Source organism: Phytomonospora endophytica (genome assembly GCF_014202425.1).
GTDB lineage: Bacteria > Actinomycetota > Actinomycetes > Mycobacteriales > Micromonosporaceae > Phytomonospora > Phytomonospora endophytica.
Map to the genome: position 1 here is coordinate 179550 of NZ_JACHGT010000006.1, position 20147 is coordinate 199696.

General features: G+C 68.7%; 22 protein-coding genes, 1 tRNA gene and 1 other RNA gene. 16 read left to right on the forward strand and 8 right to left on the reverse strand.

Annotated features, from left to right (window positions below; all coding sequences use genetic code 11):
- Positions 1-22: 22 nt before the first annotated feature.
- From HNR73_RS15210 to HNR73_RS15220, 3 genes are read right to left on the reverse strand one after another with little or no spacing between them, the layout of a single operon-like run.
- The gene (locus HNR73_RS15210) at positions 23-1786 is read right to left on the reverse strand and encodes a hypothetical protein (RefSeq protein ID WP_184788097.1); all 1764 of its coding nucleotides are present in this window, start codon (positions 1784-1786) and stop codon (positions 23-25) included.
- A 15-nt stretch (positions 1787-1801) separates the two neighbouring features.
- Positions 1802-3562 (reverse strand): serine/threonine-protein kinase, encoded by a 1761-nt coding sequence (locus tag HNR73_RS15215; protein WP_184788098.1) that lies wholly within the window; start codon positions 3560-3562, stop codon positions 1802-1804.
- A gap of 54 nt (positions 3563-3616) precedes the next feature.
- Complete coding sequence (locus HNR73_RS15220) at positions 3617-4453, reverse strand: hypothetical protein (protein ID WP_184788099.1); 837 nt, start codon at positions 4451-4453, stop codon at positions 3617-3619.
- A gap of 149 nt (positions 4454-4602) precedes the next feature.
- Between HNR73_RS15220 and HNR73_RS15225 the strand changes: the two genes are divergently transcribed.
- The 3 genes from HNR73_RS15225 to HNR73_RS15235 are packed head-to-tail and all read left to right on the forward strand — an operon-like array spanning position 4603 to position 5848.
- Positions 4603-5043 (forward strand): SRPBCC domain-containing protein, encoded by a 441-nt coding sequence (locus HNR73_RS15225; RefSeq protein ID WP_184788383.1) that lies wholly within the window; start codon positions 4603-4605, stop codon positions 5041-5043.
- Complete coding sequence (locus HNR73_RS15230; RefSeq protein WP_184788100.1) at positions 5040-5387, forward strand: ArsR/SmtB family transcription factor; 348 nt, start codon at positions 5040-5042, stop codon at positions 5385-5387. Before HNR73_RS15225 ends, HNR73_RS15230 begins: the two co-directional genes overlap by 4 nt.
- A 17-nt stretch (positions 5388-5404) precedes the next feature.
- Positions 5405-5848, forward strand: a complete 444-nt coding sequence (locus HNR73_RS15235) for an SRPBCC family protein (RefSeq protein WP_184788101.1) — start codon at positions 5405-5407, stop codon at positions 5846-5848.
- Between the two features lie 7 nt (positions 5849-5855).
- Here HNR73_RS15235 and HNR73_RS15240 read toward each other — a convergent pair whose 3' ends face one another.
- On the reverse strand, positions 5856-6812 hold the full coding sequence (locus HNR73_RS15240; RefSeq protein ID WP_184788102.1) for a hypothetical protein: 957 nt from the start codon (positions 6810-6812) through the stop codon (positions 5856-5858).
- 199 nt (positions 6813-7011) lie between these two features.
- On the opposite strand from HNR73_RS15240, the gene HNR73_RS15245 reads away from it, so the two are divergent.
- From HNR73_RS15245 to HNR73_RS15270, 6 genes are all read left to right on the forward strand, one after another.
- A complete protein-coding gene (locus HNR73_RS15245) occupies positions 7012-8058 on the forward strand; it encodes a TerC/Alx family metal homeostasis membrane protein (RefSeq protein ID WP_184788103.1) in 1047 nt (348 codons plus the stop codon).
- 305 nt (positions 8059-8363) lie between these two features.
- Complete coding sequence (locus HNR73_RS15250; protein WP_184788104.1) at positions 8364-8942, forward strand: dihydrofolate reductase family protein; 579 nt, start codon at positions 8364-8366, stop codon at positions 8940-8942.
- A 496-nt stretch (positions 8943-9438) separates the two neighbouring features.
- The gene (locus HNR73_RS15255; protein ID WP_203685702.1) at positions 9439-10263 is read left to right on the forward strand and encodes an aminoglycoside phosphotransferase family protein; all 825 of its coding nucleotides are present in this window, start codon (positions 9439-9441) and stop codon (positions 10261-10263) included.
- Positions 10264-10368: 105 nt separating this feature from the next.
- Positions 10369-11730, forward strand: a complete 1362-nt coding sequence (locus HNR73_RS15260; protein ID WP_184788105.1) for a hypothetical protein — start codon at positions 10369-10371, stop codon at positions 11728-11730.
- Between the two features lie 282 nt (positions 11731-12012).
- Positions 12013-12261, forward strand: a complete 249-nt coding sequence (locus HNR73_RS15265) for a hypothetical protein (RefSeq protein WP_184788106.1) — start codon at positions 12013-12015, stop codon at positions 12259-12261.
- An 88-nt stretch (positions 12262-12349) separates the two neighbouring features.
- Positions 12350-12547 (forward strand): hypothetical protein, encoded by a 198-nt coding sequence (locus tag HNR73_RS15270; RefSeq protein ID WP_203685716.1) that lies wholly within the window; start codon positions 12350-12352, stop codon positions 12545-12547.
- Between the two features lie 64 nt (positions 12548-12611).
- Here HNR73_RS15270 and HNR73_RS15275 read toward each other — a convergent pair.
- Positions 12612-12699, reverse strand: a tRNA-Ser gene (locus HNR73_RS15275).
- Between the two features lie 132 nt (positions 12700-12831).
- On the opposite strand from HNR73_RS15275, the gene ffs reads away from it, so the two are divergent.
- Positions 12832-12925: signal recognition particle sRNA small type (gene ffs, locus HNR73_RS15280), an RNA gene on the forward strand.
- A gap of 26 nt (positions 12926-12951) precedes the next feature.
- Positions 12952-15294, forward strand: a complete 2343-nt coding sequence (locus HNR73_RS15285; RefSeq protein ID WP_184788107.1) for a DNA polymerase III subunit gamma and tau — start codon at positions 12952-12954, stop codon at positions 15292-15294.
- Between the two features lie 300 nt (positions 15295-15594).
- On the opposite strand, the gene HNR73_RS15290 is transcribed toward HNR73_RS15285, so the two are convergent.
- Entirely contained in the window at positions 15595-16020 is a 426-nt protein-coding gene (locus tag HNR73_RS15290) for a hypothetical protein (protein WP_184788108.1), read from the reverse strand.
- 150 nt (positions 16021-16170) lie between these two features.
- On the opposite strand from HNR73_RS15290, the gene HNR73_RS15295 reads away from it, so the two are divergent.
- Positions 16171-16872, forward strand: a complete 702-nt coding sequence (locus HNR73_RS15295) for a hypothetical protein (protein WP_184788109.1) — start codon at positions 16171-16173, stop codon at positions 16870-16872.
- The gene (locus tag HNR73_RS15300; protein WP_184788110.1) at positions 16823-17263 is read left to right on the forward strand and encodes a hypothetical protein; all 441 of its coding nucleotides are present in this window, start codon (positions 16823-16825) and stop codon (positions 17261-17263) included. The genes HNR73_RS15295 and HNR73_RS15300 overlap by 50 nt, the downstream gene beginning before the upstream one ends.
- On the opposite strand, the gene HNR73_RS15305 is transcribed toward HNR73_RS15300, so the two are convergent.
- Together HNR73_RS15305 and HNR73_RS15310 are read right to left on the reverse strand one after the other, a co-directional pair.
- A complete protein-coding gene (locus HNR73_RS15305) occupies positions 17260-17430 on the reverse strand; it encodes a DUF397 domain-containing protein (RefSeq protein WP_184788111.1) in 171 nt (56 codons plus the stop codon). The two genes, HNR73_RS15300 and HNR73_RS15305, sit on opposite strands and share 4 nt — an antisense overlap.
- Positions 17427-18281, reverse strand: a complete 855-nt coding sequence (locus tag HNR73_RS15310; protein WP_184788112.1) for a helix-turn-helix domain-containing protein — start codon at positions 18279-18281, stop codon at positions 17427-17429. Before HNR73_RS15310 ends, HNR73_RS15305 begins: the two co-directional genes overlap by 4 nt.
- 244 nt (positions 18282-18525) lie before the next feature.
- On the opposite strand from HNR73_RS15310, the gene HNR73_RS15315 reads away from it, so the two are divergent.
- From HNR73_RS15315 to HNR73_RS15325, 3 genes are read left to right on the forward strand one after another with little or no spacing between them, the layout of a single operon-like run.
- Positions 18526-19245, forward strand: coding sequence for a hypothetical protein (locus tag HNR73_RS15315; protein ID WP_184788113.1), 720 nt, complete (start codon positions 18526-18528; stop codon positions 19243-19245).
- Positions 19242-19550, forward strand: a complete 309-nt coding sequence (locus HNR73_RS15320) for a hypothetical protein (RefSeq protein WP_184788114.1) — start codon at positions 19242-19244, stop codon at positions 19548-19550. Before HNR73_RS15315 ends, HNR73_RS15320 begins: the two co-directional genes overlap by 4 nt.
- Entirely contained in the window at positions 19547-19924 is a 378-nt protein-coding gene (locus tag HNR73_RS15325; protein ID WP_184788115.1) for a hypothetical protein, read from the forward strand. Before HNR73_RS15320 ends, HNR73_RS15325 begins: the two co-directional genes overlap by 4 nt.
- Positions 19925-20147 lie beyond the last annotated feature (223 nt).

Genomic DNA, 20147 nt, shown 5'->3' on the forward strand with positions numbered 1-20147 from the left:
GCGGGGTGGCGCTCGGCGGGTCTCACAGATCGGCGGCGGCCACCCATCCGCAGGTGGTGGTCCCGTCTGCGAGTGTGACGCGCGCGAGGTGCCACTGGATCTGCCCGGCGGTCTCCGGAAGGAAGACCGTTACGGAATCGATGTCCTCGGCCAGTTCCGGCGCCCCCGCGTCGGCGGCGACGCGGACCGGCAAATCCCCGTCCTGCGCACGGGTCTCGGCGCCCGGCGCGAGTTCGCAGCGCGAAGTCGCGCCCTCGTGGGGCGCGGTCTCCATGAGGAAACCGCCGCGCATCGCGACCGTGATGGTCTCCGCGCGGGTGTCGCCCTTGCCGAGCGCGGAACAGTCGGCGAAGGGGTTGGCGGAGACCAGGTCCAGCTCGATGCCGGGCCCCGCCGAGCGCATGTCCGTGACGTCGCAGACGCCGTTGACGACCTGCTGAGCCTGCTTGGGGCGGCCGTCCCAGGTGAACAGCAGGACGTAGGAACGTTTGCTGCCGCGGACCTCCAGTACGAGGTGGATCGCGGCGGTGTCCTGGTCGCCGTTGTGGTTGCCGTCGGCGAAGACCGGCCCGTCGGTGAGGGTCCAGCTTTCGGCCCGGCCGTCGTCGTTGGTCGAGGTGGCCGAGCCGCCGGTGAGGGTGACCTTGCGGTCGTTGTCGGCGGGAACGGTGAACTCGATGGCGTTGAAGTCGACACGCTCGATCGCCGAGGAGCCCTCGGTGGCCTCGGCGAACTGGTCGCGCCACAGCCACACACCGCCGATACCGGCGGCGATAACGGCGAGAACGACGACGGCGACGCCGATCCGGCGGCCGGTGCGGCGCCCGGATGCCTTGGCGGGCTTGGACGTGACGGGCTTGGCCCGTACGGGCTTCGGTGCGGGAGGCGCCACCGGCAAGGGCCGGGTCGGTGCGAGGCCCGGCGGCATCGGCGGGCTCTTCTCCCGGCCGATCCTGGGCTGCTCACCGGTCACCGCCTCGATGATCGTGGTCATCCCGCTGCTGACCGCGCGGACATCGGAGCCGACCACGGCGACCGGCAGTGCACCGGTCGTCACCGTCTCCGGCACCTCCACAGTGGACAGGGCATCGCGCAGGAGCGCGGCGCTGGGCCGCGACACCGGGTCGGGGTTCAAGGCGGTCCGGAGCATCCCGGTGAGTTCGGGCGGAACCCCGGGCAGTTCGGTGATCCCGCGCAGGCGCAGCGCCGGATCGGTCGGGTCGCCGACGTAGGGGAGTGTGCCGCCGAGCGCGACGTAGGCCGTCGCGGCCAGCGCGTAGACGTCGGCGGGCGGCCCCGGATCGGCCTCCGGCGCGGTGTACAGGCCCGGCCGCGCGGTCTTGACCAGCGCCGGGGCGCACATGTCGAAACCGGTCAGCTGTGGTGTCCCGTCGGCGGCGTAGACCACTGTGGACGGACAGACCGTGCCGTGCCGCAACCCGGCCGCGTGCGCGGTGTCGAGCGCGTCGGCGATGGCGGTCGTCGTCCGCACGACCTCGTTGACGCCCGGCGGCGTGTGGACGAGCCGCTCGGCCAGCGTCGTCGATCCCGTGTCGCACAGGACGTACGGGCGCGCGTCGTCGGTGAGCCCGGCCGCGGCGACGGCGGCCAGGTGCGGATGCCGGACACCCCGCAGCCGCTCGGCCCACGCCGAGAACTCGGCGGCCGGCTCGGCCGGGCGGTGCCCGACGGTGTAGATGAGCCGACGTCCGCGCGGCCCGGCGGCCTCGTACACCGCGGCGGTGTCATCACTGCTCAGCCACCGGATGATCTGGAAGCCCTCCATGGCGACACGGTATCCCTAGTGTTCCAGCTTTATCCATCCACAAGCGACCGACTCGTCCGGATAGGTCAGGCGCGCGTTCGTCCAGCCGTCGGAGTTGAGCCACTCGCCGTAGTCGTAGGCGATCGACGGGAACTCGCCCTCGACGGCGGGCGCGTCGTCCTTGGGCGCCAGGCGCGGGGTCACCGGTTCGAGCACGTCGACCAGCTGGGTCCCCTCGAAGGCGTTGCAGCGGTCGGGCGAGCCGAAGGCGGGCGCGATCTGTGCCAGGTACCCGTCGCGCATCCCGACGGTGAAGGTCTCCTCGACCGCGGACTCCTTCGCCGGCTCGTAGAAGCAGCCGGTCCGGTGCGGGTTGAGGCCCTTGCCGGTGACCTGCACCAGGCCGTCGACGACCTTGAGACCGTCCACGGCGCACATTCCCTCACCGGCATTAGGCGCCTGGACGGCCTTGCCGTCCTCCCAGAGCCATGCCATGACGTAGACACCGGCGTACTCGTAGGCCAGATGCTCCATGACGAGCACGGCGTCGAGGTCGGCGTCGCCGTCGAGGTCGGCGTAGGCCGGATCCCCTTTGAGGGTCCAGGTGTAGTCGTCGTAGACGTTCTCGTGCTTCACCTCGGCGGTGCCGGCGGCGAGCTGGATGGTGTCGCCGCTCCTGTTGGGTTCCACGAAGGAGATCGAGGCGAAGTCGACGCCCCTCATGGGCGGCTGGCTGAGCGAGACCTCGGGCGGGGCGGCGATGCCCTCGTCGTTGGCTACCTGGATCCCGACGACGGCGGCTCCGGCGACGACCGCCGCGGCCGTCACGCCGATGCCGATCTTCCAGACCAGCGCCAGACCGCCGCCCTTCGCGGTCGTCGCGGCGGCGGTGCTCTGCACCGCGGCCGCTCCGGCCGTGCCCTGCCCGGTGGCCTGCGCCAGCAGGACGGGCGCGGCCTTCCCGGCCAGGATCCCGGCGGTGGCGGCGATCCCGGTGGCCGCCGCGCCCGCGACGGCGAGGTTGATGGACACGACGGTGTCGTTGACCGGCCGGACGGGCGAACCGACCCGCGAGGGGTCCATCGAGGCGATCACACCGGCGGGCGTGTTGCTCCGTGACAGTGAATCGCGCAGGAGGCCCGCGCCGGGGCGGACACCGGGATCGGGATGCAGTGCCGCACGCAGCATCCCGGTGATCTCCACCGGGACACCGGGCAGGTCCTCGATCGGCGCGGCCGCGTAGGGGATCGTCCCGCCGAGCGCGACATAGGCCGTGGCGGCGAGAGCGTACACATCGGACGGTGGCCCGGACTGCCCCTCGGGCGCGGTGAACGCGCCCGGCACGACCGGCGCGGCCATCTCCGGCGCGCGCGTGTCGAAACCGGCGAGGCGCACGGCGCCGTCCCCGTCGAGCAGGATCGTCGACGGGCACACCGCACCGTGCCGGAAACCCCTGGCGTGCACGGCTTCCAGCGCGTCGGCGACTTTCGCCACGACGTGCACCACGACGTCGGCCGACGGCGGTGAGGACGCCGTGAGCAGCTCCGACAGCGTGCGCTCGGCCGTTCCGGAGACGAGGAAGGGCCTCCCGTCGGCGCCGACACCGCCGAGGGTGACGTCGACGATGTTGGGGTGCGCGCTCAACTCGGCGACCGCGCGCGCCCAGGCCCGGTAACCCTCCGGGTCGGCGGCGGCGTTCTTGCCGACGGTGTAGATGAGCCGCCGCCCGGCGGCGTCCGCCGCCTCGTAGGTCGCCGCCGCGGAGTCCTCGCCGAGGGGGCGCACGATCCTGTCCATGGGCTAACCGTATGGGGGTGAGGCAAGGGTTCACCGCGCGGCCGGTCGCGATTCCTACCGCCGCGACGTCCGCAGCCTCCGCACTCGCTCCAGGCCCGCCGCCAGCCGCGCCGAACGCACGGGCGCGTCTCCGGCGGCCGCGAGGTCGGCGTCGCAGCCCGCCAGATCGCCCGAGGCCAGCCGGGCGTGGGCCCGGCGGACCAGTCCGTTCGCCCGGCCCCGGGCGCGGCCCGGCGCGTAGGCCTCATCGGCGCGGGTCAGCCACGCCTCGGCGTCGCGGTAGCGCCCGGCGGTCAGCCATCCGCGGCCGATGGCGCCGGGCAGCTGACCGGGGTCGCCCAGGACGGCGGCGGCCCAGTCGGGCACGTCGGTGTGGTCGGCGGTCTCGTGGAGGCCTTCGGCGGCCTTGAGGTGCGCGACGGCCGCCCGTGTGTCACCGGCGCGTTCGGCGCAGCGGGCCGCGGCGGCGTGCAGGCCACCGCGTTGCAGGGGCGCGACCGGGCCGGTGAGCGCGCCCGTCAGCTCGCGCAGGGCGGCGGCGTGGTCTCCGGCGTCGTCGTGGGCGAGGGCCCGGTCGAGGCGGATGTGGGTGCGCAGCCACGGGTCCTCGGCGACGGTCTCGGCCCTGGCCAGCAGGTCGTGGGCAGCGGCCGCGCCCGTGTCGCGCAGTGCCCAGGCGGTCCGGTCGAGGATGACGGCGGCGTCGTCGCCGCGCGCGGACCTCGTCAGCACCCAGGTCGCCGCCGAGCGGGCCTCGGCGGCCACGGCGGCGCCCCCGTGGGCGAGGTCGCGGCGGGTGAGCTCGTCGGCGAGGGCGCGCAGGTCGACGCCCGGCGACAGGCCGGCCAGGGGCGCGAGGGTGAGACCGAGGAGCAACCGGCGGCGTCGCATCGCCCGAAACTAGCCCGAAAGTGAACCAACACTCCGTTTCGGCTGCGGCGTGTCCTCCGGCAATCATGCAACCATAGGTTGCACATTGCTGGATCCGGTGTTAGCGTGAAGCGCAACCAAAGATTGCACATGGAGGAACCATGAAGAGCATGGAGCTCGGCACCATCGAACGCGAGATCCACGTCGACGCCTCTCCCGAGGTCGTCTTCGACGTCGTCAGCCGCCCCGAGCACATCTCCGAGTGGTGGTCCGACGAGGCCACCCTCGACGACGGCATCGGCGAACTCGTCTGGGGCGAGCGCGTCGACGTCCAGCAGTTCAGCGTCGTCACGGCCGAGCCGCCGCGCCTGTTCGCCTTCCGCTGGGCCTACCCCGACGGGAAGTTCGACGCCGAGGCCGCCGCGCTCCTCGTCACCTTCGAGCTCACGCCCTCGGGCACCGGCACGAAGCTGCGCATGACCGAGTCGGGCTTCCGCGAGATGGGCTGGGAGGCCGCGAAGCTCGAAGAGATGTACAACGACCACGTCACCGGCTGGGACCACTTCGTTCCCCGCCTCGGCGAGTACGCCGGGCGCCTGGCGTCGTCGTGAACACCATCGACGACGAGCTCTGGTCGGCGATCGGCGACCCGACTCGGCGCCGCATGCTCGACCTCCTGCTCGCCGAGGGCGCGGGCACCGCGACGAGCCTCAGCGCGCGGCTGCCGGTGACGCGGCAGGCCATCGCCAAGCACCTCGGCGTGCTCGACCGTGTCGGCCTCGTCCACTCCGCGGCCGCCGGCCGCGAGCGGCGCTACCAGGTCGACGAGGCGCAACTGGCCCGCGCGGTGGCGCAGCTGGCCTCGGTCGGCTCCGCGTGGGACGCGCGACTCCAGCGCATCAAGCGGATCGCGGAGGCGATCCAGCGGGCCAACGACGAACGTCAATCGAACTGAACGAAAGGAACAGGACAATGGTGGACATTCTGCACCGTGTGGGCATCGTGAGCTCCGTCGACGAGGTCTACAAGGTCTTGACGACGAACAAGGGACTCGCCGCCTGGTGGACGACGGACACGACCGGCGAGGGCTCCACGGTCGGCGAGGTCGTGAAGTTCGTGTTCAGCGCCGGCTTCTTCGACATGAAGGTCGCCGAACTCGACCCCGGCAAGCGGGTCGTGTGGGACGTCGTCGATGGGCCCGAGGAGTGGATCGGCACGCGCGTCGTCTGGAACCTCGTCCAGGAGGACGACTACGCGATCATCCTCTTCAAGCACGAGGGCTGGCGCGAGCCGGTCGAGTTCATGCACCACTGCAGCACCAAGTGGGGATCGTTCCTGCTGAGCATCAAGGAACTGGTCGAGACCGGCAAGGGCCGGGCCCACCCGGACGACGTGAAGATCGACAACTGGAACTAGCGCCCGCTCAGGTCGCCGCGGATTCCGGCCAGGGATCCGCGGCGACCCGCGCCATCTTCGCGATGGCCCCGCCGGTGCCGAGACCGGTCAGGACCGCGACGGCCGTGAGCAGCACGTCCTCGTCGGCGGCGTTGACGGGCGGACTGCCCGCCAGCGCGGTCAAAGGCTCGCCGAGCGGGAGGAAGAGCCCGAGCATGATCGTCGTCATCCCGATGAGGACCAGCAGGGTCAACGAGCCGACGACACTGCCGATCCACGCGCTCGCGCTCCGCGCGCCCATGGCCCGCATGGTCACGACCGCCAGCAGCAGCGTCGTGAGGAGGATCCCGAGGGGCAGGGAGAGCGGGCCGGGCGAGGACAGCCGCGACAGGACCGCCAGCGCGACGGCCGCCGCGCCGACGGTGAGCAGCGACCACCGGCTCGCCGGCGTGAGCACGTAGGCGCAGCCCAGGCTGACGGCGACCCCGAGCAGCCCGAGCATGAACCCGGACACGGTCAAGGCGGCCTCGGTGTCGGTCGGCGACTGGACACCGCAGCCGATCCCGGCGACCGTCGCGGCCACCGCGCTCGCCAGGACCAGCGGTGCCCGCGCGGGCCGCCGCGCACGCCGGGACGCGAGGAACCACGCGGTGGCGACCGCGCCGGCCGCGACCGCCGACGCCGCCACGGCCGCCGTCGTCCCGGCGAGTCCGGCGCGGTCGAGGGCGATGTCGGCGCCGAGCCACACGAACGCGCCGGCGAGGCCCAGCGGGCCCAGGAGCCGGTCGCCGCGCACCGCCCACACGAACGCGCACAGCGCCAGCGTGATGAGCATCAGGCGGGCGTCGCGCGCCCAGTAGTCGTTGTTCTCCGCGATCCGGGTGGGCTCGGTCGCCGGTTGCACCACGGCGATGCCCACGCCCCACCCGACCGCCGCCACGGCGGCCATCGTCGACGACATCCACCACCGCAAGCGGGAAACCATGGTGTGACGGTAACCTACATAGGGGTGAACGGGAAGACTCGTGGCTTCCCATCTCGAAGATCACGCCTATACACTGAGGGCGCGAGGGGAGTATTTCCTCGGGTCTTGCCGGTCAGTACGGACATCCATATGTCCTCGGGAGACCGCCCGCGAAGGGTGAAAGAGACCTCGAACGACGACGTTCGTGGAGGTCTCGCCCATGTCGGCATCCCTTTTGTCCGCCGAAGCGCTGCCATCGTCCATCGGGTCCCCTTTGCTGTGGACTGTCAGCATCGCCATTCTTGTCGCGTTGCTGGCCGTCGACTTCGTGGTCACCCGCAAGCCGCACGAGGTCTCGATGCGGGAGGCGATCGGCTGGTCGGCGTTCTACCTCACCCTGCCGCTGCTGTTCGGGCTGTGGCTGTGGCCCGCCTACGGCGGCGGGCAGTCGATGGAGTTCCTGACGGGCTTCGTCGTCGAGAAGTCCCTGTCGGTCGACAACCTCTTCGTGTTCATGCTCATCCTGGGCGCATTCGCGGTGCCGGCCGCCGTCCAGCAGCGCGTCCTGCTGTTCGGCATCGTCGGCGCGCTGGCGCTGCGGGGCGTGTTCATCGCGCTCGGCGCCGCCATGCTCAAGGCGGGCACGTGGGCGTTCCTCGTGTTCGGCGCCATCCTGCTCGTCACCGCCGTCAAGATCCTCCGCGAGGCCGTCAGCGGTGACGAGGGCAAACGCGACGTCCGCGACATGCGCTCGGTGCGGCTGCTGCGCAAGATCATGCCCGTCACCGACGAGTACCGCGGCACGCGCATGTTCACCCGCGAGAACGGCCGGCGCGCGCTCACCCCGCTCGCCGTCGTCGTGTTCGCCGTGTTCGCCACCGACATCGTCTTCGCCGTCGACTCGGTGCCGGCCGTCTACGGCATCACCGCCGACCCGTACCTGGTGTTCATGACCAACGCGTTCGCGCTGCTCGGACTGCGCGCGCTGTACTTCGTGCTGGACTCGGCGCTGACGAAACTGCGGCACCTCAACCACGGGCTCGCCGTGATCCTCGCCTTCATCGGCGTGAAACTCGTCCTGCACTGGGCCCACGGCGTCTGGCCCGCCGTACCGGGCATCCCGACGCCGATCTCCCTCGCGGTCATCGTCGTCGTCCTCGCGACCGTCACCGTGACGAGCCTGCGCGCGAACGCCCGCGCGCGAGACGCCTCCGGCTCCGCCGAGCCGAAGGCCGAGGCGGTGGCCGAAGGGAGGCCACCGTGCTGAGGGTGCTGCTGGAGTTCGCGGTGTGGGTGCTGGTCGTGGTCGCCCTGGCGGTGACCTGCGTGTCACTGCTGCCGCCTGGACGACGCTGACCGCCACGTCGCGGCCCGGACACCCGGGCCGCGACGTGCGAGCACGTGTGATCGTCGACCCCGCCGACCCGCTCGGTACGCATCGCGCAGGACCGTCGGCCCTGCTCACACCCTTCGAACAGAACCCGCCGAAAAAAGTTCGGTGAAGCTGTCGGATCGGCGCCGCCCCGTTCGTAGTGGGGGTGAAACTCGGATCGACAAGGAGCACACACCGAGATGACAGCCACGTACACCTTCGACGTCTTCACCTCTCTCGACGGCTTCGGCTCGCACCAGGGCGACTGGGGCGGTTACTGGGGCAAGCAGGGCCCCGAACTCCTCGCACACCGCGAGGCGCTGCTCGCACCCGAGCAGCGCATGGTCTTCGGCGCCACGACCTTCCGGGAGAACATGGAGATCTTCGCCGAGATCGACGCCGCCGGCGTCACCCCCGACCCATGGGTCACCCGGATGCGGAACCTCCCCGCGACCGTCGTGTCTTCCACGCTCAGCGGTCCCCTCGCGTGGGCCGACGCGACCGTCGTCAGCGGCGACGCCGTCGACGTCGTGGCCCGGCTCAAGGAGCGGTCGGACGTGCCGCTGCGTTCGCAGGCGAGCCTGTCGCTCAACCGCGCGCTGGCCGCGGCGGGCCTGGTCGACCGCATCGAGGTGACGGTCTTCCCGGTGATCACCGGGAAGACCGGGCTCGCCCCGGTCTTCGCGGGCTGGGAGGACTTCGACCTGGACTTGATCGAGACCCGCACCTTCGACGGCCGCACGCACGTGCACACGTACCGTCCGACGCGTCACGCCTGAGACGCCAAAGGCCCCTTCCCCGGAAGGGGCCTTTCCGTGGGCCCGCGACGCTGGTCGTCTCGTGCTGTTTCGCCAACGTCACCTACGAGGACGGCCGCCTCAAACCGATCTGCAAGATCGACAACACCGTCGACGCCTGGTCGCAGCTCCCCGGCGTCCTCGTCCGCACGCCGGTCTCCGCCCGTTCGATGCACGTACGAGCCACCGGCGGCGGAACGCGAAGAGGCCCCACCCCGAAAATCGGGGCGGGACCTCTCAGCTGGCGGAGGATACGAGATTCGAACTCGTGAGGGCGTGAACCCAACCCGCTTTCCAAGTCCGTTGATCGCTGTTCGGGCAAGATCAGCGGGGTTCTGACCTGGGGTGGGGGCTGGCGGGCGGACGTCGGCGGACGGGGTTGGACGGGGGCGAATGAGACCCTTTTTGAGACCCTGGGGTGCCGTCGTGCGCGGCTGTTTCAGCCGCTCAGAGCGCGTGCTGTGCCAACCTGTACGGCGTGACCCGTATCGAAGTTCCCACGGCGATTGTGGACGCGGCACGGCGGCGCTGGCCCGACCGGGCGGACGCATGGGCGCATGCCGTGCGTGTCGAGTTCCCGGCGTTGCTCTGGCAGTACGGAGCACGGCCAGTGACCGTGCACGCTGGGCGGTACGCGTACGTGGCAGAGGTACGGGCGCGAGGAGGAGCGCGGCTCATCTTCCGTGCGAGCCCTGACCCTGCCGGGGAAGATCAGGCGAGCGTGGCGGTTGTGCTGGCGAAGCTTGGCGTCTCCCCTGCCGTGCACGAAGTGCAGGTAACCGAGACCGGATGCTGGACCGTGATGGACCGGGTTGAGCCGGGCACACCGCTCGGAAACACTGGTGCTTCGGCACTGTCGGCCGCAGAGCTTGGCGCCATCCTCCGGCCGCTTGCGGGCAAGCCAGCGCCTCTGCCTAACCTGCCCTACATCGGCGACTGGCTCCGCTCGCGGCTAGAGGATGATCATCTGGCCGATCTTGCGCCAGGTCGTGCCGTTGCGCCACGCGGGGAGCGTGATGCTGCGCTGATGATCCTCAACGAACTGGCGAGCACTGGTGAGCGCGGCCTGTGCCATGGAGACACCTCGCCGGGGAACATCCTCAAGGCCGCTGATCGCAAGCACTGTCTGATCGATCCGAGGGGCATGTGCGGGGAAATCAACTATGATGTCGCAGTACTGGGACTAAAGGCAGCCCGGGCCATCACTAGACCCAGCCGCTCCGGCGCTATAGCGCTTGCTGCCGACGTGGACGTCGCAAGGACAATGCAGTGGGAACTAGTTGCAATGGCTGCACGAGTGTAGACCTCAGGTTGCCCCAAAGGTCAGTCTTGCGGGCAAGATCGCAGCCATGGCAACCAGAGAGCATAGGATCCTGACCCAAGGAATCTAGGGATTGGGAACTTTGCAATGACTTCCGACTCGACATCTGAGGTAGTATTCCGCGATAGTCGTGACAAAATAGTCGAACGGGCAAAGGCGGCTGGCGTCCCCTACAAGGCTCGAAGTTACCGAGATCCTCATAACACTTCGCGCGTTCGTCAGATGCTTGAGATATCCATCCCCAGCGGTCGAGAACAAGCTGCAATTTTCGTTAGTGAGCGGGCCGCAGATCTCCTTGCGGAAGCCAACTTCGAAGACTGGGTCGCATTGGGGGATTACAACGCCGTCCTCGATAAGAAAATGAATGTTATCGAGGCAATGATTAGTGGTCCGGCAGTGTTCTTGAAGCGAGCTATCGAAAGGTTGGCACTGCGCCAGACTAAAGTCGCAACTGCGGATGAAGAATACGCATCTTCGGTAGTTGAGATTCTGGAGGGGGAGACCAGCGGTAGTGTGCCCGATTGGTCCTTGCCGGTGACCGTCGCGTCCAACACTCTAACTGTTACGATTTCGCCTGCCACCATCAGAATGTGCATTGACGTATTCTGGAGGCCGGATTCCGCTGGCCCCCGAGATCGCCGCGGGGTAAGTCTAAAAATAGCAGGTGTGTCAACCAGCAGGCATGACGAAGCTCTAGAGATACTGGAGCAGTACTCTCGGTCGATCTTTTTTGAGATAGATCTTCTGGCGGGTCTAACTCTAATTCTCTCTCGGCGTCCGGCTAGGGATGCGCATGGTATTGAGTTCGGGATGCAACCTGAGGGTGTACTGAAGCTCGGGCAAGTAACCAACAAGTACGCGAGCGAGGCGGTAACGCTCTACTCGTACGGCAGATCTGCCCAGGGAATGCCGCTGCTCGAGTTCCTTGCGTACTACCAGGCAATTGAGTTCTTTTTCCCATCCTTTGTCAATGCCGATATCCACAAGCGTGTCAGAATCAAGCTCCGTGACCCACGCTTCGACGTTGAGAGTGACTCCGACATTCAGAAGGTGGTGGCCGCGGCGAGTGGGGCGAGTCAGGGGGGCCAGCCCAAGGAGCGGGAGCAGCTGCGGATAGCCCTTGAAGCTTGCCTCGAAGACGCGGAAATCAAGGACTTTATAACTAACATCCTTGATTCCAAAGACTTCTTTTCGGCGAAATGCAACATTCGCGGAACTCAGGCGTTGCGATTTGAGGAAAAAGGTTCTGGGTCATTCGTTCGTCAAGTTGCGGATCGCATCTATGCGATTCGCTGTAGAATCGTTCATTCAAAGGAGAGTCCTGACAATGACACTCAGCCAGCTCTGCTTCCATATGGATCCGAAGCGCAGGAACTAGTCAGAGATATCGCACTGGCGCGATTCGTGGCACAGAAAGTAATAATTGCTGGGAGTAGGGGGCGGCTATAGATCGTACTAGGAACGCAACAGTCGGATTTGCTGGATACGAGCCAGCTCTCTCGCGCTCTTAATAGAGCTGATGTCTTTGCTTGCGCGAGCCGCTGAGTTGATATCTTGATCGCACCCATCTAGGTCGCCGAGAATAAGTCGGGCATGCGCGCGCCGGGTGAGACAGCCGACTCGGCCTCGTTCCCGACTTGAGGCGTAGCTTTCGTTGGTCGCCGTGAGAATATCGACGGCTCGCGTGTATTGCCCAGCGACGAGCCATGTCCGGCCAATTACAGCCAATACATGCCCGGGATCCGCGAGCATCTGTGTTGCCCACGGGGGCAGGTCACCGATCCCAGCGTGGCTGTACAAGTCCTCCGCCTGGTGCGCATGGGCCGTGGCGAACCGAGTACGGCCGGCGCGAGCCCAACAACGTCCGGCAACTGCGTGAAGGTTGGCGACCTCGACGGCGGCGACACCGTTGGCTTCGCTGAGTGTGCGTTCCAGGAGTCCCGCAGCTTCGGCATGGCCGCCCTGGTCGCCAAGCGCTGAAGCGCGGTTGAGTCGGATGTGCGCGCACAGTGTCGGGTCGCCGCCCTCGTCGACCGGGGCTGCACGTGCGCGCCACACTGCCGCGACCGTGCTCCTCATCCTCGGAGTGGCGGAGCGGACCGTCATGGACAGCATGGGGTGGTCCACGACGGCCATGGCGAAGCGCTACCAACACGTCATCGACCCCATCCGCACCGACGTCGCCGAGCGCGTTGACGGGCTGATCTGGGGCGGCGGCGAGGACCAGGCCGACACGCCGAAACAGCCCCCGGGCGAGGGCAATTGAGACCCTAACTGAGACCCAACACCAAGAGCCCCGACCCGCCTTGCGGCTGGTCGGGGCTCTGAGCTGGCGGAGGATACGAGATTCGAACTCGTGAGGGCGTGAACCCAACCCGCTTTCCAAGCGAGCGCCATAGGCCTCTAGGCGAATCCTCCGTGGAGGAGGATACATGAGCGCCCGGCCCGCCCCGAAGGCAGTTACGCCCCGCCGCCGACGCCATGACCCACCCCACACCCCGAGTCCCCCGACACGCTACGAACCCCCCGACCGGGTGCGGTACGCTGGGCGGCGCCCCTCGTGCGGCGTCATCTTGTGAACCTCCCCAGGGCCGGAAGGCAGCAAGGATAAACAAGCTCTGTCGGGTGCGCGAGGGGCCCTTCGTTTCCTCATCGTCGAAGGAGACCCACGTGGCCCTGGCGCTCTACCGCAAGTACCGGCCGCAGTCCTTCGGCGAGGTGATCGGCCAGGAGCACGTCACCGAGCCCCTGATGCAGGCGCTGCGCAACGACCGCCTGAACCACGCCTACCTCTTCTCCGGGCCCCGCGGCTGCGGCAAGACGACCAGCGCGCGCATCCTCGCCCGCTCCGTCAACTGCGCCCAGGGCCCCACCCCCGAACCGTGCGGCGTGTGCGACTCCTGCGTCGCCCTCGGCCCCGACGGCAACGGCTCCGTCGACGTCATCGAGATCGACGCGGCCTCCCACGGCGGCGTCGACGACGCCCGCGAACTGCGCGAACGCGCCGTCTTCGCGCCCGTCCAGTCGAAGTTCAAGGTCTACGTCATCGACGAGGCGCACATGGTCTCGTCGGCGGGCTTCAACGCGCTCCTCAAGCTCGTCGAGGAGCCGCCCTCGTACGTCATGTTCATCTTCGCGACGACCGAGCCGGACAAGGTCCTCCCGACCATCAAGTCCCGCACCCACCACTACCCCTTCCGGCTCATCCCCCCGGCGGCCCTGCGCGACTACTGCCAGGAACTCGCCACCCGCGAAGGCGTCCAGGTCGAGCCCGCCGTCTACCCGCTCGTCGTGCGCGCCGGCGGCGGCTCCGCGCGCGACACCCTGTCGGTCCTCGACCAGCTCATCGCCGGCGCCGGGCCCGAAGGCGTGACCTACCAGCGCGCCATCGGCCTCCTCGGCGTCACCGACATCTCCCTCATCGACGAGATGTGCGACGCGCTCGCCGCCGTCGACGGTGCGGGCGCCCTGCAGGTCATCGACCGTGTCGTCGAGGCCGGGCACGACCCGCGGCGTTTCGCGGCGGATCTCCTCGAACGCCTGCGGGACCTGATCGTGCTCAACCAGGTCCCCGACGCGGCCGGCAGCGGACTCATCGACGTGCCCGCCGACCAGCTGGAGCGCATGACCGGCCAGGCGCTGCGCCTGGGGCCGGCGTCGCTGTCGAGGATGGCCGAGATCGTGCACGACGGGCTGCTGCTGATGCGCGGCACGACGGCCGGAAGGCTGATCCTCGAACTCGTGGTCGCGAAGGCGATCCTCCCGGCGGTCGACGACTCCGCGGCGGGGCTGCTGCAGCGCCTCGACCAGCTGGAGCGGCGTGTCGCCGACGGCGTGGTCGCGGGCGGTCACGGCGGTGGCGCCGGCGACGGGTACGGCTCCTCCCCGGCGGTCGCGGCGGGCTCGGTCTCGCCCGCGCAGTCGGCGAAGGACGCCGCCTTCGCGGCGGCGCAGGCGGCAAGGGGCGGTGGGGCTCCGGCGGCAACGCCTGCGGCACCGGCAGCGCCCGCGTCGGCACCGACTTCACCCACGGCGACGTCGGCAACGCCCACGACGCCGCCGACGCCGCCGACGAGCAGCGCGGTCGGGTCGGCGAACGGTGGCGGCGCCGCGAGCGCCGCGAACAACACGCCCACCTCCGCACAGAGCCCGCCCTCCCAGGGGGGCCACCCTCCAGCTTCAAGTCAAGCCGAAAACGCCTCCCACCACCAGCCCGCGCCGAGCCCCCCTGTGGATAACTCGCCGGTTGTGGACAACCAGGCCGCAAATCCTGTGGACAAGGGTGTGGACAACCCTGTGGACAGTGCTGTGGACAGCACCCCGCAGGCAGCGCAGTCGGCACCGCCGACGCCGCCACCCACCGCAGCACCTCCCACGTCGGCGCCCGCACCCGCCGCCGCTCCCGTCCCACCCCCCGCGCCCGCCACCCCCGGCCGCCCCGACGCCGTCGCCGTCCGCCGCTCCTGGGACGCGATCAAGGACGCCGTCAAACGCCGCAAGCGCACCGTCGGCGCCTACCTCATGGAGGCGACGGTCCGCGACGTCGACGGCGACACGATCGTCCTCGCGTTCAAGCACGCCTTCCACGCCACCGCCATGGGCAGCGGCCCGTCGCTCGACATCTTCATCGAGGCGCTCACCGAGGTCATGGGCGGCACGTGGAAGGTCCGCTGCGAAGTCGGCGACCCCGGCCCGCAGGCCCCCCGCCGACCCGCGACGCCGCCACCGGCCGCCGCACCGGCGCCCCCGCCCGTCGCGGCCGCGCCTCAGGCACCACCGCAGCCCGCGCGCCCCGCCCCGGCGACGCCTCCCGCCCAGCGCGAGAGCCGCCCGGCCAAGCCCGCCTCCTCCGACGATCCACCGTGGCCTGATGAGCCCCCGCCGGATGACTTCGCCGGCGACCCCGACCAGGTCCGCCGCACCGTCGCGGGCAGCGACAGCACGCCGATCGGCACCGCCGCCGAGCGCGCCGAACGCCTGCTGAAGAGCGAATTCGGCGCCGAGTCGATCTGACCCCGCGAGGTCAGCGCTCGTCGTCGTGCGCGAGTTCGTCCCAAGCGAGGTCCCGCAGCTCGGGACCGAGTTCGCCGTCAACGCTCCGACACAGGTGACGGCCGGAAGCATCTCGACCGGCCCGAACGCCCACCCCGCACATCCGGATGCTCAAGGACCGTCGGCACCGGATGCACAGGCCGGTGTCGTTGAAGCGAGCGAACAGGTAGCCCTCCGACCGGTCGCCACACGTGCCCGACATGCGCGAATCCCAAAGCCCGATCGCACGTCCGCACGCGAAAGCCACCCGCGCGAGGGCCGTCACAACGTCATGTCCCGCGCCAGCTCGCCCCAGGCGAGGTCCGCCAGCGCGTCCTTGATCCCGTCGAGCGACGCCTCCTCCTGGAACCACACGACCGTCAGCCACGAGCGGTCCCACACGGGATCGGCGTCGGGGCCGACCGCGTCGGCCTCGAAGGTCCCGACGCAGGCCACCCGCGGCATGAACTCGACCCGGCCCCGGGACCGGCTCGGCTGCTCGTCCGGGTACTCGCGGGCCGGGGGCACGACATGCACCGGCCGGTTCGGGAAGTCGCGCCCGGCCGACGCCGTCAGGCCCTCGATGATCGACGTGTTGACGTCCTCCGTCGGCACGCCCTCCAGCAGGCCGCCATATGTGCACGAGAAGTGCAGGTTCGTGAGCTGGATCGCGTGGCCGGACTTGAGCACTACGTAGGCGAGGGGCATGCGGCGAGCTTAGGGCCGTTCCTCCACATGCGACAGGATCCGCGGCCGTGTGCTGACCGCCCCACCCGGAACACCCGCGACCTTAAGACGCACCGGCACCGGCTTGGCGCAGGGCGATGCTGAGCCCCTGTTCTAGGTAGGGTCGTCGGCGTGGGGGCGTTCGAGGAGTTTCAGCGGATGGTGTCGGCCGCGTTGGCGACGCTGGACGAGGCGCACGAGTTAATCCAGCTCGCGCGGCAGAAACATGAGGATGCCCGGGCCGAGTTGGACGGGATCACGGCGACCAGCGTGAACCCCAAGGTGGAGTCGTCTTCGGCGAAGTTGGGGCAGGTGGTGGCCTCGTTGGATGCGGCCGTGGTCTGGCGGGACTCGGGCCTGGAGGTGCTGGACTCCTACCTGGACCAGATCGGTGCCCGAGGTTCGGCCGGCGGCAAGGGGAGTCAGGGTGACCAGGTCACCGCGCCAAAGTTGAAGAGCAGTGACCTGGAGAAGGAGCACGCTGGCTCCGACGACGGCGACTCGACCAAGTCGGCCTTCCAGCGCGCCATGCGAAGTACTGTCCGTAACGTTGGTGATTTCCAGAAGCAGGGCCAAACCTGGACGGCCGCCGGTCGTTCCTACCGGGTGAACCTCGACCCTCCGCCGACCAGGACTCACGCGGGCACAGCGCAACCTGTTGACACCACCGTCCCGACGCAAGGGACGGCACCCGATCCGAGCGACATCGCTGGCAACTTGCTAGTGATCGCGGTCGGTCTGACTGAGGCGGCCTCGCGGATTTTCAAGCGGGAGAAGGAGAAGCATGGCAAGGCAGACGCACAAGGATCTGATCCGGGCGCACGTCATCGGTGACATGACGGCCGGTGATGCGATCAGTGAACAGATCCCGGGCGAGGAGCAGCTTGAGCTGTTCGGCTACACGACGGCATTCTTCATCCTGATGCTCCAACAGCGCTTCGGTGAGACGGCGTCGCGAGAAGCCATCACCGAGTTCGTTGAGGAGATGAAGTACGACTATCGCAGCGCCGAACCGCCAATTAGGCCGCTGCTGATCGAGGGCGCCATTCGCGGCGTCTTCGGGGAGGAGGGCCTGCTGGAGGACATCGCAACAGGTGAGCTAGTCAAGGTGTACTACCAGGTGATAGCCAAGATCGCCGTCCAAGATCCGGACGTTATACCGAAGCTCGATGAGTACCTTGACGCGGCCGGGCAGCTCGCTGACACGTGGGCGGAGGAGGACTAGCGCTGCGAAGTGAGGAACCCGACCCAGGTAGCGCGGTCGCAGGTGAGGATCGGTCCGCCTTTGTCCTTGCTGTCGCGGATGGCGATGGTCGCGCCAGCCGAGGCCACCTCGACGCACTGACCACCACCACTGTTGCTGCGTGAGCTGGTTCGCCACACGATGGTCATGCGATCTCCTCCATGACGGCCTTGATCCGGGCGCTGGAATCTTCGGGGGTGAGCGCCAAGCCGAGCAGAGTATCGTACGCCGATCGGAAGACCGCGACCTTGGTCGGAGCCTCGAAGAAGACGCGGTCGACCGGGCTTTCGATATAGGCCACTTCGGGGTAAGGATCGGGCATCTCGAAGTACGTGAACGGTCCATGGCGAGCCGGATTCCACTCGATCGCATCGGGGAGGATGCGGACCTCGATGTGGTCTTGCAGGTCGGTGAGTCGTCGCAGCTGTTCTCGCCGGACCTCAGTGACGCCGGTGGTTCGGCGGAGCGCGGTCTCACCGATGATGGCCGAGAGCCGTGCGGGCTCAGGCCCAGCAAGGATGCGCTGACGTGTCATCCGCAGTTCCACCAGGCGGTCCTCGCCCTGCTGGCTCGTGTTCTCCTGCCACGCGGCGCGAATGATCGCCAAGGCGTACTCACGGGTCTGCAACAAGCCTGGAATGACAAGCGGGTCGTACTCACAGATGTGCGCAGCACGGGATTCAAGCCAGGTGTAGTCCAGGAAGCCCGTCTCCAGGTCCTCGGTGTCGCCCTCCCACCAGTCCCTCCGCCAGGCGTCTTCGTGCAACCGGAGGAGAGCGTCTCGCTCGCGTTGGCCGGAGACACCGTAGAAGGCGATGAGGTCACGTATGTACGAAGGCCGAATCGGGTTGGTCCCGCGCTCGAACTTGCCGATCAGCGTCAGGTCGACGCCGAGATACGTGCCTACGTCCTTAAGCGTGAATCCCGCGCGCTCGCGTGCCGCACGTAGCCGCTCGCCTAGCCACTGGGTCCTCAAGGAGAGTGCTTGGTTCTTCGACACGCCGTGATTCTATCTGCCACTTGTGGCAAATGGAATCCCGTGTCATGATGCGTGTGCGACGCCTGCACAGACTGTGATCGTTCGAGGTCACGATGGTGTCGCGACACAGATAAACGACCGGGGCGGGTCCAGGTTTCTGAGGCTCAGTCCCGCCCCGGTCCAAACAATCAGGAGGTCCCGCGATGCGGGTTCCCGACCAATACCCTGTGTACCACGCCGCCCACGCTTCCCTTGGGAGGCGGGCATGATCACCGACGTCACCCTCTACCGCAACCGCGACATGTCCCGCCAGCGCGAGTCGGACCACCTCTACATCGTCGCGGCCTTCGCCCTCGTCGCCTACGCGTTCTCCACCGCCGAGAACCCGGCGAACCTGGACCGGCTCGCCTTCAGCACCTACCTCCCCATCCTCTGCCTCTGGGCAGGGTGGAACGACACCCGTCCTGTTGTGAGTGGCCGCGTCCGCTTCCCCAAGCACGCCAACGCTTTCGTCCGCGCCTTCCCGGGCCTGATGTGCTGCCTTCCCGTCGGCAAACTCGCCCTCGCCTACGGCACCGTCCCCGCCCTCACGGCCGCCATCATCACCGTCGGCGACCTCAACCGTGCACTGTGGACGACCGCTTTCCTCGTCCTCCTCACCACCGCGGCCCACACGCTTCTCGGCGTCACCCTGGCCCTGACGAACCGCATCGCCTACGTCGCCGGGCTCGTCTACGTCCTCGGCGTCGAACTCCTTGCGGCACAACACTTCTCGGCTGCGGCCTGGTTCTCGATCAGCGCATGGGCCCGATCGGCGACCGGCACCACCACGCCTATCCCGATCCTGGTCGCGTGGGCCCTGCTCGCCGTCTTCACCGCACTGAGTCTCCTGTGGACCTGGGTGCTCCTCGGTGGATCCGGCCACAAGACCTGGCGGGACGACAACAGCGTCCGCTTCGGCACCGGCTCCGGGGAGAGCTCATGACCCTCGTCGCCCTCCGCCGAGCCCAGCTCAACGCCGAACTCGCCTACGCCTACCGCCAGTTCCGCTCCCACCTTCACGACCCGTGGGCCGAGTACTGCTACCCCTGCGACGTCCCCGGCCCCTGCCAGATGTACACGCACTGGCTCACCCGCCTGCGTCTCCTCGAAGCCGCCGAAGAAGCTCTCCCCGACGACGACACCACCGAGGTCCCCGACGACACCGCCCTCGGCGCCTTCCACGACCCCGAGCACCTCCCCGACCCCATTGGGAAGCCGCTCCTTCGCCGGAAGGGAGCATCCTCATGACGGCACCCGCCTACCCCGGCATACGTCCTCTGCCCTTCCCGACGCGCACCACTCGCACCGGCTGGCGGCACCGCCCGAGCGCAGGCAAAGCGTCCCCCGTCGAGTTCCATCTGGCTCTCGCGCTGCGCCGCCACAAACGCGAACAAGCGGTCCTCACCGACCACCGCCCGGGCCGCCGTCGCCTGCGTGTCGTCCGCTTCGCCGGCTTCCCCATCCCCGCGCTCATCATGCGCTGCCGCTGCTGCGGAGCCGTCTGGCCCTGCCGCGAACTCCTCGGAGTTCTACGCACCAAGTTCGGCTGGACCGCCACCACCGACCGACTCGACCGCGCCCTCAACCGGCTCCGCCGCGGACTCGGTCTCGACCCCGGGTAGAGGCAGCGCCGCCCGCCTTCGGTGGGTCGGGTACACAGGTCCGGCCCACCGAAACGCCGCGCTCAGCCGCACTACGCCCGCACGAGCTCCCGCAACGCATCCGCGACCGCCCGCGCCAGGGCAGTGGCCCGAGCGTCGTCGTCCGAGGTCATGTCGGCCTGCGGGTCCACTCGCTGAAACAGCGTCGGCCGGGACCGCGCCCGGCGTCCTGATCACCGGTGGA